Raw genomic sequence first — 15,069 nt, forward strand, 5'->3', positions numbered from 1 at the left:
ATCGCAAACTCCGTCATTATCTGCATCACCAGCTTTACAAACTTCAATATCATTTACTTTTGATTCTAAAACCTCAGTTCTGTAGTAAATTTCCTGCATTGGGTCATGCCACATCAAGTGAGACTCGTGTTTTCCTAAATTAACCGTTAAACCTAAAGTTGCATTAAAGAAATTATCAGAAGTCTGATCTGAGATTTTATTGATATCGCTATACTGTGCTCCTCCTCCGTCAAATTCATCATCGGTAGTTATTACATACATCAATCTTCCTTCAAGATCCAATCTGTTTGATAATTTATATTTTAAACCTGCACCAGCTTGTCCGAAGAAAGAGTTTAGTTTAAACGGTTTTACTTCTGTCATCAGTCTTTGACCAAACTCATCTTTTTGATAAGCTCTGTACGCTAATGTACCAACACCTGCATAACCGTGTAATGCCCATCTGTAAGGAGATTTGTTGTCTACACGTCTCATCAGATTTGAGAAATTGATATCTCCTAGAATTGAGATTGCATCATATTGAGTTCTTGCTCCGACCTGCATATTGGCAGCAGCATTTGCGGGTGCAGCATCTTTGGTATTAAACCATCCCTGTCTTGTTTCGCCTCGATCGTACTGTAATTTAAGACCAAAAGCATGGGTTATCGCTTTATCAACACTGAAATAAGCAGAATAGCCAATTTGAGTTTTTCCGCCACCATTTTTAATAGAAGTTAAATCTGCTGACTGCATTAATGGTACACCTCCACCAAAAGATATTGACCAATCATTAAATCTCTTTGAAGATTGTGTAAAAGGCTGTACGTTGGCAGAACCTGAAGAAAAAGTATTCGGATATTCTCCATTGCTTATTACCTTAAGTGAATCTTGTGCAAACACACACGACGGTACCGCTATCGCAAGCGATAAAATTGCTAATTTTGATTTCATATAAAAATTTTAATTTATTTTTAAAAAAGTAAGATAAGCGTAGAGTTAATTCACCCTTTAAAGACCTATCTATTTTCCCAAAGCACTTTCCAGTACGGGTTTTCAGCTGTGCTATCTTACTTCCAATTACTGTACCAAAAAAGAACATTGGTATAGTTAAATTTCTGATTTAATTCGTAAACAATTGAAAGCTAGTAAACTTAAAACGATAATTTATTTTAAAAACAAGTTAAAAAAGTGGCTTTTTTAACCAAAAATTTGGAAGAATTATTATAATTTAAGATCATCAATTTTTGATCCGCATAAGGTCAAAAATCATGGATAAAACAGTAGATATAAGGAATGTTTTAAAACTTCAAACAAGATCACAAATTAAAGTTTTGTTATCGTAAAAAAAATACCACTTTTAAGATTAATTTGTCATCCATTGCAAAAAATCGTTAATCTGCCTTTTGCTGACAAATACATCGGAATTAATTTCCGGTGCAGGAGAAAGTTTTAATTCAATTTTTTGGCTGGAATGTTTTATAATTTCTACAATTGCCTTTTTATTGATAATAAACTTTCGGTTGATTTTAAAAAAAAGTGGCGGAGTTAATTTTTGGATGATATCTTTAATGGTATCATCATAAATATAAGTTCTGTTATCCGTAGTTGTTAAGAAAAGATATTTTCCGGATGCAAAAAAATAAGCCGTACCTTTTTCATCTACGGATCTTATTTTATTACCGTCTGTTACGATGAAATGCTTCATCTTTTCAGAATCATTAGCTTTATATAAAGAAGAAATAGACTTCAGTACAGGTTCAGGATCGAAGTTGCCTTTTATCGAAATAAATTTTTGTAATGCTTTATGAAAATCTTCTTCTTCGAAAGGTTTCAAAAGATAATCTATCGTAAAATGTTTGAAAACGCGCATTGCATATTCATCAAAAGCGGTGATAAAAATAATCGGTGTGAAAAGCTCTACCTGTTCGAAAATTTCGAGACTCATGCCATCACCAAGGTGAATATCCATAAAGATAAGATCTGCAGAATCATTTTTGAAAAAATCAATTGCCTGCTTTTTTGAACGAAGAATCACCGTCTCTGTAACAGGAACGATGGTTTGCTTATCTAAAAGGTCTTTCAGATAATTAACCGCCAATAACTCATCTTCTATGATTGCAATTTTCATAACATTGCAAAAATACAAAAAAACCGCTAAAACAATCAAGTTCAAGCGGTTTCGGGGTTGTTAATATGAATGTTAAATTCTTATAAGTAAGGATTGTTCTTTTTAGCACTTTTTGGAAACTCAATAGTATACCTTACGTCATTTTGCTGAAGAATATATTCCTGTCCGTTGATGTTATGAATAATCTTTTTCTGATCTGATCGTCTTAGATCAAACCAACGCTGTCCTTCCAAAGCAAATTCTCTAAATCTCTCATCCATGATGAAATTCATAAAGACCGTTGCATTCATTGCATTAACATCAGTTTGAATAGAAGTAAATCCGGTTGGAGTGTATCTGTTTTTCAAAACTTTAAGCAATGTTTCTTTAGCTTCATCTAATCTGTTTAATTTTACCAAAGCTTCAGATTTTATGAAATATAATTCTGCTGTTCTGAAAGAAACTCTGAAGTCTGAACTTCCCCCTTTTATGATTTTATATTTGCTGCCATTTTTTTGGAAATAAATTCCAAATCTCTTGTCAGTAGCTGTATTGTATTTTGCAAGTAAATCTGCAGAAGCATACGATATATTCTGTACTGCACTATTGAAAGCATTATCTAAAGCCATAATAGATTCTACCGAAGTAAAATGATTAGGAGCCTGACTAGAAGTATTTAAATTACTCAACTCTCCTTTAATTGCCATTGCCTGATTTGCATAATCTAACGCTTTGTTCCAATCTGCTTGATAAAGAGCTGTTTTTGCCTGAAAAGCCAATAACGAAACTTTAGAAAATCTATAGTTGATTGGCGAAGTCTGCTTCTGCTCAATCATCATCTGTTCTGCTTTTTTGATATCTGAATGAACCTGATCGTAAACTTCCTGAACGCTTGAAGGTTTTAAAACCTGCTCAAGATCAATCACTAAATTAATAGGAACTCCTCTATCCTGAGATGCTGTAGCTGCATTGTATGGTTTACCGTATAAATTGACCATATCAAAATAAACATACGCACGAAGTGCATAAGCTTCTGCCAAAATCTGCTGTTTTTCAGGAGAATCGGTCATTGTTTTGCTTCCTTCGTTGATGATTTGATTCAGATAGAAAACCACCGAATAAAAACTTACCCAAGGAAACTCGATTGTCGACTGATCGTTGTTGCTGTCTTTCCACATCGCAATTTCACGGTAAGCGATAAAATCACTTGTATTTTCATCTACATTAAGCTCATCGGTACGAAGAGCAACCAAAGATTTGTGAATAGGATATTTTGAATACGCAGAAGTCAATACTTTACGATAATCTTCAGCAGTAACAGGAATGATTTTCCCTTCCGGCTGTATATCTAAAAAACGATCGCATCCTATACTGGAAAAACTTAGTACTGCAACCGCAATGAATGTTGTAAATTTTCTCATGTTTTTTAAATTTTAAAAAGAAACATTAAATCCTACTGTAACCGATTTTGTGATAGGCTGTGCATAAATATTACCATAGGTTTCAGGATCAAAATATCCTTTATACCCATTACTGAATACAAATAAATTACGACCTTCTACGCTTAGTCTCAAAGCACTGATTCCCATCGGACTTGTAAATTCTTTAGGCAAAGTATATCCTAAACGAATACTGCTGATTCTTAAATAACTAATTTCTTTTGCCCAGATATCAAGAAGGCTGTATGCATTAGAGCGGTTATCAGAAAGCCATTTATTACCCATCCAACCAGGATTAGTCTCCATATTGGGGCTTGTAATTCCCGGAAGCGAGCCTCCTGCATTATAAATATCTTTGGTATAATTTCTTCCTCTATCCAAGTCCATTCCACGGTAAGAAGGTGTTTGCATTACCGTTTGTTTTAAATTAAAAGTAGCCGAAACTGTAAAATCAAAATTACTGATTTTAAAGGTGTTGATAATACCTCCTGTAAACTTCGGATCTCTGTCACCAACATAAGTGAAAAGACTTCTCAGTTCTGCATTTGAAAGCTTAGAATCTACCAATTCACCAGGAAGAAAATCTGCATATACATCATACAGTGCAAAGAAATCTTCAATCTTTACTTTTTCATTTCCTTTCCAGAACATTGGGTTTCCGTTTTCATCCATTCCTGCAGTTTTCAGTGCAAAAACTGCATTTACCGGAAGGCCTTCTCTTGAAGGAAGCAATGCGTTGTCACGAGGCTGCTCGCTCAATACATTACTCTTATTGTGTGCAAAGTTGATTGTTGTAGACCACTTGAAATTATCTTTATTGATATTTTTGGTTGATACTGCCAATTCAAATCCCTTGTTGGTTAAGCTTCCCCAGTTCATCATCGTATATTCAAATCCGGTTTCCAATGGAGTTTCTTTCATGCTGATCATATCGGTTCCTTTTCTGTTGTAAACATCAGCAGTAAGGTTGATACGGTTATTGAAAACTCCTAAATCTAATCCGAAATTCACATTGGTTGTCTTTTCCCAACGAAGCTTGTCATTTGGAGGACTTATTACGTTAATAATATTTTCTTTTCCACCCGGAAGAATTGTCGAATCGCTGTATTCACCAATAAAGAACGGTGACGTATTACGGTCAATGTTCCCTTGTAAACCGTAAGAAGCTCTCAATCTAAAGTTAGAAATAGCTGAAATATCTTTCATGAAATTCTCTTTCGAAACCAGCCAAGAACCAGAAACCGCCCATATCGGAAGGTATTTGTATTTTTTATTAACTCCGAATAAATTGGTTCCGTCATATCTCACACTTCCGAAGAAGGTGTATTTCTGATCGTACGTATAAGAAGCTGTTGCAAACATTGAAGCATATGCATTCTCGATTGGAGGCATTTCTCTGTACGTCTCATACTTTCTTTCCGCTGCAAAACCAGAGCTCGGGAAAACAATCGCCGTAGCTCTTCTTGTTACAGAATCATAACCGAAAGCTCTTGTGACAGTTGTGTTGTCCTCAGTTTTACGAAGTTCAGTTCCTGCCATCAAATCGATCTCGTGTACCGAATTAATTTTTGTGCTGTAGCTTCCCTGTAATTTCCAGTTGTATTGGAAGAAACTGTTATCCCAGTTTTGTTTTACTCCACCATCCGGCAAAAAGTAACGGTAAGCGCCATCTTTATAATAACGGGTACCTTCTTTCATCTTTCTTGTGAAATAGGTATTTTCAGCTGCAAATTTCTCTGTCTTATTACCGTCATATTGTAGACCTAACTGTGAAGTTATTTTCAGACCCTTTGCCAGCTTGTAATCTAAATCAAAAATCGCTTTTAATGATTGATTTTTCAGTGTATAACTTGTATTTTCTCTTTCTTCTAAAAAGTTGAAAGGAATATATCTATCTTCAAAACCATCAATATCTTTATCATATCTATAGCTTCCATCAGCATTGTATGGGCTCAAATAAGGATTAGCGTTTCTTGAATAATTGATTGGACTGATAGACGCATCTGCATCGGTAACAAATGATGTTCTCTCACTTTGAGTCCCAAAAACTGACACTCCAAAATTAAGTTTATCATTTATTTTATAATTGTTTTTTAACGTTAAATTATAACGCTTAAAACCAGTTCCAATCGTTGTTCCCTCTTCATCATAGTATCCTAAAGAGAAATAATAATCTGAACGGTCACTACCTCCTGAAATACTTACTCCATACTGTTTGTTGATCGCATTTTGATACAATAATTTCCCCCAGTCAGTATTGCTGTTTCTTAACCCATCGATTTGCTGACGTGTCAACATATTTAATGCTCCTAAACCTCCGTTTCTATACGCATCAAGCTGTCCGTTTTGAGTTAAAATTCTCATCACTTCCCCTTTATCGGTACGATAAGTTAAGTCGGTACGATTAGCAAGCATTAATTCTAGATCTACTTTTTCAGACGCATTCAAAAGATTAAGTTTACCAAAATCAGGACGTGCCGTAATAAAAGTATCTGCTGAAAAATTAACTCTTAAACTTCCCTTTTTTCCTTTTTTGGTGGTAATTGAAATTACTCCATTTGCAGCTCTTGCTCCATAAATAGCTGTAGCAGCGGCATCTTTTAGAATGGTAATATCTTCAATATCATTAGGGTTTAATCCCGCAATAGAAAAATTCTGAAGCTGATCGATATTATCTTTATCACTAAAATTAGGCACATCATTTCCTTCCAACGGAAGACCATCAATTACCCAAAGCGGATCTTGAGGGCCTGAAAGAGAAGCTGTACCACGAATTCTGATTTTTGCCGGACTTCCAGGAGCTCCTGTTTCCGGTGTAACGGCAACTCCGGCAATTTGTCCCGCCAATAATTGATCTACACTGGCAACACCAGCTTGCTGAATATCGTTCATCTTCACTGTAGTTACAGCGGAAGTTTGCTTACGTTTTTCAATTTTCTGATATCCGGTAATAATTACTTCCTGAATATTATTTTTTTCTGGAATATCGTCACTTACAACAGGAATCAAAGTAATATTGTAATTAGTTTGACCTTCGTAAATCTGAATTATTTTTGGTTCATATCCTAAATAACTTACCGTTACAGATTTTGTATCTGCAGGAATTTCTAAAGTATAATTTCCGTTTTTATCTGTGATGGTTCCGATAGAAACACTTTCTATAATTCCGGTCTGATTTGTTTTTGTAGAAACAGATTGTGTTTCAATTTTTATAGATGCTCCTGCGATTACTTTTGAAGTATCTCCGTCATCAATTTTTCCGGTAATGGTTTTCTTTTCTTGGGCTAATGCAATCTGAGCCGCCAAAAGAGGTAAAAGTATAAATGCTTTTTTCATAACTGATTACTTGTTTAAAGCCTCTTTAATACGGATGATTAAGTCAGCATAATGAGCCTTAGAGGCATCATCTCCTTTGTTTTTACTTTTATTCAATAAATTCAACACTTTCTGAAGCTCTGCTCTTTTGTAAGTAGTAACCTCAGATACTCTTTTCATAGATGAATAATTGATATTCCTAAGACTTTGAGCTTCTTCCTGGAAATTACAGATTGTAGGAATATTCAGCGTATTATCTATTTTTATTGCTTTTACAGCTGTTTTTTCGAATAATTTATTCACTGAAACAATCAAAGCATCCACATAGTTTTTCTGCGTCATCTTTTCAAGAATCGTCAAGCTTCCTTTTTTATTAAAGATTGAACCTCTTACCTGATCAAATAAATTCTCAACAGTATAAATTTCTTCTTTAGAACCAGCAACTTCATGTTTCAATTCATTTTCCAGCATTCTCAATAAACGGTCATCCATAAACAAAGAATACAAAGTACCATATTGCATTCCTCTTGCTAAGTTGTAAGGAGTCTGCTCAAAAGGCCCCATGGGAGAATTTTTAACAGGATAGGTTTTCTCAGTAATAGGATTAAAAAACAACCATTCCGGAAGGTTTATCGAGTTTTTAATTAAATAATCAACTGCTCTTTTCTGAGTTTCTGAAGGTACCGCTTCATAGGCTTTTTTGTTATTTCCAAAAACGGTATGGTCTAAATAAATACCTCCTACATTCGCCATAACATGCCCTGAATACAAATCCCACTGCCCTATAGCTCCTAAATATAATTTCCCAGCATCGGTATAACTTTTTCCGTCTTCATAAGTCCATTTTAAAAGATTGTCAACAACGATTTTTAAGTTTTTCATCCCATATTCACTGGCTTTTATTGCATCATCACCAAGATCTTCAGATTGTGAACGAGGATCTATGGTTTCTAAATAACTCTGCTGTTCACCATAAAAATAGATAGGATCGTCTTGATGTTTCTCTATCAAACTTCTCAATGCTTTTTTCTCAGAAACTGCATCAGGATACCAACGGTAACCCCATTCAATAGCGTATTTATCATACAATCCTATTTTTGGAGTGATTGCAGTAACACCATCTTCAGGCTGCGCTACATAATTGTAACGTGCATAATCCATGATCGATGGAGCTGTACCTCCCATTTTATCTGTAAACTCTTTTGAACGCAATGATTCTACCGGAAAAGCAAATGAAGATCCCATATTATGCTTCAAGCCAAAAGTATGACCTACTTCATGAGAAGAGACAAAACGAATTGCTTCACCCATATGTTCGTCACTAAACACATTTCCTCTTGCTTTTGGATCAATCGGTCCTGTCTGAATTCTCATCCATTCCTGAAGAGAAGTCATTACATTATGCCACCAGATAATATCAGATTCAATAATCTCACCACTTCTTGGGTCTACCACTGAAGGTCCCATCGCATTAGATTTTGGTGAAGCAGCATACGTAATCACCGAATATCTTACATCATCAATATCAAAATCTTTATCATTCTCATCCGGCATTTTTGCAATAACGGCATTTTTAAACCCAGCTTTTTCAAAAGCAACCTGCCAATCGTAAACTCCTGCAATGATTTTTTCACGCCATTGAATAGGTGTTGCTGGATCAATATAATAAACGATAGGCTTTTTAGGTTCTACCAATTCTCCTCTCAGATATTTTTCTTTGTCTTCATCTTTAGGTTCTAAACGCCATCTTGTAATGAAACGTTTTTCATCCATTTTCTGTTGACGGTCATTAAAAGTCCAATGTTTTTCACTGAAAAAACCAACTCTAGGATCATCGGTTCTGGAATTCATCGGCACTTTAGAAAGCAATACGATATTGCTCGTCACACCCAATGTTACAGGTAAATCAACACCTCCTTCATTCACTGATGTAGTCAGTTGAGATTTAACCACAAGATTTTTAGGAAATGTTTTTACGTTTTCAATATAAGAAAGGTTTGATTTTACCGACCCTCCAAGACCTACGTTTGCTAAAACATCGTTGAAACTTTTTTGGTTACCGTCAAAAACTTTATTTACTTTGATAGCTACCGAAGTAGAGTCAGCATTTTGTGCTTCAATATCAAAAACTTCAATGACAGATTCTGAAAAATTATCTTTTACAGATTTTGTGATTACATCATTTTTAGGAGATGACACTTGTGGAACCACCGTTTTAACCCATATTTTTTTGGCAACACGATCGCGGTGAAAAGAAATTACCTTATTTTCATAATTCATTCCTTTGTTTAATCCTGCTTCGTTCACCTGCATCGGAACTTGCGATAGTTTATTCACAACCAAAAACTGGCGCCCTATCAAACTGTCAGGAATTTCAAAATAAATATCTGTTTTTACCTGAATCGTATTAAAAAGACCCTTTTTATAAGTTCCTTTTTTGATCAGTTCATCAATTTTTTTGGTTTTTTTTGAGGAAGTATCTGTTTTCGCAGATTTCTCTTTGTCGGTTTTTACTGTATCTTTTTTCTGTGCAAAAGCTGCCGGAGAGGTCAAACTAAGCCCCAGATACAGTGCAAGCCTGTAATTCTTCATTAAAATAGTACATTTCATGCCCTCTAGGTTTTCAGTAGGCAAAAATATGACCTACAAAACTACATCTATATTAATAGGGAGTGAAAGGGTGAATTATGGGAGTGAATGGATTTTTAAACTTCTAATCCATCAATGGCAAGAAACAGATAAAATATCCATCTTTAATAGATAAATCAAGATTATTATTCTTAAAATACCCGTAAATCTGATTTAAATAATCTAATCCAAATTTTTCGCTTTGTACTTCTTCCGTCTTTGGTTGCCAAGTATTTTTCACAATAACTCCACCTTTTTCAACGGTAATAATAATGGCTAAAGGATTATCTATGGTTGCAATATTATGTTTTATAGCATTCTCTGCAACAAGCTGTAGCGATAAATAAGGAATTCGATTTTCTAAACTTACTTCATCATTAATAATCAATTCAAAACTAATTTCTTCGTCGAACCTGCTTTTCAGAAGATCCATATATTGTTTGATAAAACTGATTTCCTGCGCCACAGGAACCAGATTTTCTTTCGGAGGAACAATAAGATATCGGTAAATCTTTGAAAGATTCATTGTAAACTTCTGTGCATTTTCTCTATTAAGACCAATCAACATGTAAAGAGAATTCAGTGAATTGAAAAGAAAATGCGGATTGATATTGTTTTTAAGCTGCTGAAGCTGGTTTAATGCTTCTTCCCGATGCATTTTTTCATTCTCAACAAGAAGCAGGTTTTTTTCAGACTGTATTTTTTCTTTCTCCTGAAACGCCATATTGGTCGCTCTGTAAAACAAAATAAAAACTGTCACAATAAGAAGTAAAGCCGCCAGAAAAATATAAACAGTATATCTTTTGGTTTGATTTACACTTTCATCGATTAGAAAACTTACGTAATTAACTGCTGCATATCCTTCAAAATTATCCGTTTTTAAAGGCTTTATAAATCGGATAACTTCTACATCAAGATATTCTGAAATGGTATTCCTTTCGGTATATCCTAACTCAGTTTTGCTGGTTAAGGTATCTTGTGGCTGGATATCTGTAAAATCAAAAATATTTTTCCCTAAAAACTTTTTATCAGGATGGGTAATACAAATTCCCTCTTTTGAAAAAACATAGGTATACGTATTCGGAGACTGATCGATCGTCGCAAAATACTGATGAAGATTATCAAGACTTACTGCAGAACCGTAATACAGCATATCTTTATTTGCCTGTATCAAAGAATCGTAGCTTAACCAATAAATACTGTCGTTATGACTGATTATATAATTATTAAAGTTACCCGGACCTTTATTTTTAATTTTAGTATATTTCTCTACCTTTTCATCTTTTTTGAGAATATCCGATAAAAGATTTTTATTGCCAGATGCTCCAGAAGCTCCTTTGTAATAATAATACCAACTGTATGGAACAAGTTTACGTCTTTTGTTTAAATTATTTAAAACAGAGGAATAATCTTTATAATTTTTCAGACCATCTTTCTGGATCAAAGCACGAAGTAAATACTGATAATCTTCGATGTTTCTAAATTCTTTTTCTACCGTTTCATATTTCCTCAAAAAAGTTTTGCGGGCAAACTCTTCATTATTTTTTCGGCTGTCGTGAGTGATAAGAAGACTAAGAACAGCAAAAGCCGCCGCCGCTATAAAACAAGCAGATAAAGCCGCTATAAAAACGGATCTCTGGGTAAGTGCATGTTTAAAATTGATCTTCAAAACCTTCTGATTTATTATTATTTACTTTAAAATAATATTGTTATTAAATACGATAACAATCGATAAACTATTTTGTTTTGTTAAAAAAAATAAAAGAAAATTTAGTTGAAATTATTCAGAAATCAACAGCGAAGATACATAATTTTTCAAGCACAAAAAAGTGAGTTTTTAATTCAAATTCTGAGAATTAGAAATCTTAAACTACTCTATTCAAACATAAATTTGTTCAATTAAAAGCATTATTTTCTCTGAAAACACCAAAGAAAAAGGAACCGAATAATTTATTCAGTTCCTTTTATTTTATGTGACGAAATTTATTTATCATCAATATTTTTAATGAAAATTGTAAGACAAGCGGTAAACATCTCTAAAGTAAATTTCAGTTTCTGAAACTTCTTCGTATTTAGGCATTTTGGTAGATGACTCCGAAAAACTTATTCTTTTGATTACGGTTGGTAATTTTCTCGGCTTTTTCTTGCATCCGCAATATTTTAAGTCATTTTTTTGATGCTCTTTTAGCTGAATAATTCTTACTTCAGTGTATTCAAGTTGTTCAGCTTTATTAAAACTGGACTGGTTGAAAGTAAAATAAGGTTCACCGTGATAAAAATAGTGATCTACAATTTCCGGATTATTTTTCTGAGACGAATCGGCGTAGGTTGAAGCATGATATCCGCTACATTTTTGGCAAAAAGCCACCTTGATAAAAATCTGTTCCATACATTAATTTTGCTATGGATTGTATAACAGATAGCATGCCATAATCCTCTGTGAAACCTAAATTATTTGTTTTTACATTTTTTCTTATTCAATAAGACTGTAAAAATCAGCAATCTAAAATTAACTCTCGTCTTTCGTATTCTTCACAAGACTTATTCCGGAGAAAAAGAAGATCAATCCAATAATACCGGCAACAGCAAGTGTTGTGTAAGCGGTACTTTTATTAATTAATTCATATCCTGTATAAATTAAACCCACAATTCCTAATACGGTAAGAATAGTTCCGAAAATTCTTTTAATGTTCATGATAATTTTATTTTAATCACTACAAATCAAGATATGTGCCTGAAATATTTTGAAAAATGAATTTGAATGATTAAGGCATAATAAATAACACTTTTAAGCTAAAAAAATTATTCTTTTTCCTGAATTAATAATTTACCCCAATTATTTAATTGCCAAAGAATTTCGACTAGTTTTCCGCCAATTTCGGTTAAAGAATATTCTACTCTTGGAGGTAGTTCATTGAAGATTTTCTTTTTTAAAATTCCGTCTTCAATCATTTCACTGAGTTGTTGGTTTAAAACCCGTCTGTCAACATTCGCAATTCCTCTCAAAAATTCGCTTGGTCGTTTTTTACCTTCATTGATTTGCCATACGATAGGAATTTTCCATTTTCCGCTGATTGAATTTACAGCAATTTCTAATGGACAAATTTTATTTTCTGTAGATCTTTCGCCTGTTTTCATATTATTGACTTTTTTATCCCTATGTGCTAAAATTATGCGGTATTGCCGATATTAAAAACCTTTCGGAGATTTGTAAAATTAATCATAATATAAGGATATAAACTCATTCTATATATTTTTTGAATCTAAATAATTCTATAATAAAGAAATACGACAGATGTTATGACAGAAATAAAACGCAAAGGTTCTCGATCTACCCAAGAAATTCCTCAGGAAATTTTAGATCAACTGAATCGTGGGGAAATTGAAACGGCAAATTTAGTTGAATGGTTAGCTGTCGATCAACGGCTTTTATTGGAAAATTTATTAAAACAAACTAACCGAACTCAATATCTGCAAACTATACTAAATGATATTGAAAATCTGAAAAAGCAAACAGTAAATACCATTAACGAAGCGATTGGAACAGGACTTTTTGAGCAGTCTTTAAAAAATAATGACACAGAAATATTGGCAATTATTACCCATCATACTTCAGATTTAATTCGCTGTTGGGCAACATATACGATTGGTAAAAATCAAGCATTAAATATCACTCAAAAGCTTGAGCAAGTTCAACATTTTTCAGCTGATAAACATTTTGGGGTAAGAGAAATTTGTTGGCTAGCCGTAAGATCAAGCATCGCAAAAGACTTATCAAAAAGTATTGCAATATTATCCGGTTGGACAAATCACAAAAACGAAAACATAAGACGGTTTGCAAGCGAAGCAACACGACCGAGAGGTGTTTGGTGCGAACATATTGAAGAACTGAAACAAAACCCTGAACTGGGTTTGGTAATTTTAGACCCTATGAAATCTGACAAATCAAAATACGTGCAAGACAGTGTTGGAAACTGGCTAAACGACGCAAGTAAAACACAGCCTGAGTTTGTGAAATCAATTTGCGAAAAATGGAAGGATGAAAGCCCAACTAAAGAAACAGTTTACATTATAAAAAAAGCATTGCGGACGATTGAAAAGTTAAAAAATTAATTTATAAAAAATAAATATCTCCCTTTGATTGGAATTTTGTAGATTAGAGTAACATTTTAGTTTTGAAAATTGATCTAAAAGCAAAATATTAAAATAATAATCATAAAAAACATTTAAAATGAAAAAATACATATTCACTTGTTCTTTAGTTTTTATGCTGATTAGTTGTGGAGCAATTAATGGAAATTATGCCGATACAGCATTTTATGCAAAGAACACTTCTGAAAAAAATATTTCTTTTGAAGCCGGAATTTTTAAAAATTCAATGTCGATGGGAAGATATGAAGTTAAAAATAATTTCCAAGTAAAACCGAATGACAGTATTCTGATAATCAGAACGAGCTTTAAAAAAGATTATGAAAATCCGCAACATATGTTCCCTACTTTCAATGTTTTTCCTCCGGAAAACGTAGAATTAAATGATGCTAAAAATCCTCAGAACTGGAAAAAATACACCAAGGAAAATCTTGTTATTTATACATTCACTTTAAACAAATAAAATGAAATCATTAAATCTTTTCTTCATGCTTATTTTTTCAGTTTGTTTTTCACAGGAAAATAATGTTCTTGAAAGACTTTCTGCGCTGAACAACAATGGAAAAATATGGTACAATATTGATGGATACAGCATCACCAGTGAAAAGTTTAACAATTCTTTTGATGAGAAAGGTCTGAAAAAAGTTTTCAGAAAACATCAAATTACAGATTCGGATGTAAAAACAAAAGACGATCAAATAAAATACAACAATCTATTGATTTCTAAACAGCAAAAAATAGATGATAATAATTTCCAAACCAATAATTATTATTTTATTGAAAATCAAGATAAAACGATTTCTGTAATTTGGTTTATTAAATTTGGACAAACAGATAAAGAAACAGAAGAAAAAATGGTCAACTTAATCATCGAAAATAAAATTCCTGAAGACAATTTTGTTCCGATGAAAATTACTTCCATCAATTTTGCAGGAAGAAAAATAGAACTTGGAAACAGCTGTTACTGGACTTTTCTCAATACCGTTCAATGTCCTTATTTAGGAGAAATGAACTGGTCTGTTCATAGAAATTTAGACAGCGCCAAAGAGGCGATTGAAAATCAATTAAATGTTACAAAATCTAAAAAAGGTGGAAAAGTAGCTTCGGAAGAAATCGTCGATGTAGAATTTGAAGGAGTACAGACTAAAGCTAAAAAAATAATCTATGATTTTACAGGAGTTGCCTCTGCTTTAGCAGGAATGTCGGGCGGAAAAAACTTAACTGTTTATTACATCGCTGAAAACATAAGAAACAAAAATGTAAGCTGTGTAATGAGTTTTTGGAACAACGATCAAATAAATCCTGAGACGAAGCTCCCTCCTCTTTTAGAAAAAATAATAAAGCTTCAATAATTTTTGGATCTTAGGAAAGAAAATGCCCATTAAATATATACTTGATATTGCTGAACCTGTAAAATATTTTGGCTGGATTCACGGAGTTTTATTTCTCTTT

12 protein-coding genes and 1 pseudogene are annotated in these 15,069 nt (G+C 33.2%); 4 read left to right on the forward strand and 9 right to left on the reverse strand.

Features of this window, described 5'->3' with window-relative positions; translation table 11 throughout:
* From OEW74_RS07245 to OEW74_RS07285, 9 genes and pseudogenes are all read right to left on the reverse strand, one after another.
* Positions 1 to 930, reverse strand: a pseudogene (locus tag OEW74_RS07245) (OmpA family protein); the annotation flags it as partial.
* A gap of 412 nt (positions 931 to 1,342) precedes the next feature.
* The gene (locus tag OEW74_RS07250) at positions 1,343 to 2,107 is read right to left on the reverse strand and encodes a LytR/AlgR family response regulator transcription factor (RefSeq protein WP_265427836.1); all 765 of its coding nucleotides are present in this window, start codon (positions 2,105 to 2,107) and stop codon (positions 1,343 to 1,345) included.
* Between the two features lie 80 nt (positions 2,108 to 2,187).
* Positions 2,188 to 3,507 carry a RagB/SusD family nutrient uptake outer membrane protein gene (locus OEW74_RS07255; RefSeq protein ID WP_265427837.1) on the reverse strand — a complete coding sequence of 440 codons (1,320 nt, stop codon included), beginning with the start codon at positions 3,505 to 3,507 and terminating at the stop codon, positions 2,188 to 2,190.
* 12 nt (positions 3,508 to 3,519) lie between these two features.
* Positions 3,520 to 6,861 (reverse strand): SusC/RagA family TonB-linked outer membrane protein, encoded by a 3,342-nt coding sequence (locus OEW74_RS07260; protein WP_265427838.1) that lies wholly within the window; start codon positions 6,859 to 6,861, stop codon positions 3,520 to 3,522.
* 6 nt (positions 6,862 to 6,867) lie between these two features.
* Complete coding sequence (locus OEW74_RS07265; protein WP_265427844.1) at positions 6,868 to 9,432, reverse strand: zinc-dependent metalloprotease; 2,565 nt, start codon at positions 9,430 to 9,432, stop codon at positions 6,868 to 6,870.
* A 121-nt stretch (positions 9,433 to 9,553) separates the two neighbouring features.
* Entirely contained in the window at positions 9,554 to 11,137 is a 1,584-nt protein-coding gene (locus OEW74_RS07270; protein ID WP_265427839.1) for a histidine kinase, read from the reverse strand.
* 333 nt (positions 11,138 to 11,470) lie between these two features.
* Positions 11,471 to 11,857: a hypothetical protein gene (locus OEW74_RS07275; RefSeq protein ID WP_265427840.1), complete on the reverse strand. Its 387-nt coding sequence runs from the start codon at positions 11,855 to 11,857 to the stop codon at positions 11,471 to 11,473.
* A gap of 120 nt (positions 11,858 to 11,977) precedes the next feature.
* Positions 11,978 to 12,163 (reverse strand): hypothetical protein, encoded by a 186-nt coding sequence (locus tag OEW74_RS07280; RefSeq protein WP_066677807.1) that lies wholly within the window; start codon positions 12,161 to 12,163, stop codon positions 11,978 to 11,980.
* 107 nt (positions 12,164 to 12,270) lie between these two features.
* Positions 12,271 to 12,606, reverse strand: coding sequence for a winged helix-turn-helix transcriptional regulator (locus OEW74_RS07285; RefSeq protein ID WP_265427841.1), 336 nt, complete (start codon positions 12,604 to 12,606; stop codon positions 12,271 to 12,273).
* Positions 12,607 to 12,768: 162 nt separating this feature from the next.
* On the opposite strand from OEW74_RS07285, the gene OEW74_RS07290 reads away from it, so the two are divergent.
* From OEW74_RS07290 to OEW74_RS19700, 4 genes are all read left to right on the forward strand, one after another.
* Complete coding sequence (locus OEW74_RS07290; RefSeq protein ID WP_265427842.1) at positions 12,769 to 13,581, forward strand: DNA alkylation repair protein; 813 nt, start codon at positions 12,769 to 12,771, stop codon at positions 13,579 to 13,581.
* Between the two features lie 118 nt (positions 13,582 to 13,699).
* Positions 13,700 to 14,080 (forward strand): hypothetical protein, encoded by a 381-nt coding sequence (locus OEW74_RS07295; protein WP_139418649.1) that lies wholly within the window; start codon positions 13,700 to 13,702, stop codon positions 14,078 to 14,080.
* 1 nt (position 14,081) lies between these two features.
* On the forward strand, positions 14,082 to 14,969 hold the full coding sequence (locus OEW74_RS07300) for a hypothetical protein (protein WP_265427843.1): 888 nt from the start codon (positions 14,082 to 14,084) through the stop codon (positions 14,967 to 14,969).
* 7 nt (positions 14,970 to 14,976) lie between these two features.
* On the forward strand, positions 14,977 to 15,069 hold a 93-nt coding region (locus OEW74_RS19700; RefSeq protein WP_416207903.1), incomplete at its 3' end, for a DUF3817 domain-containing protein.

This window comes from Chryseobacterium sp. YIM B08800 (genome assembly GCF_026163565.1).
GTDB lineage: Bacteria > Bacteroidota > Bacteroidia > Flavobacteriales > Weeksellaceae > Chryseobacterium.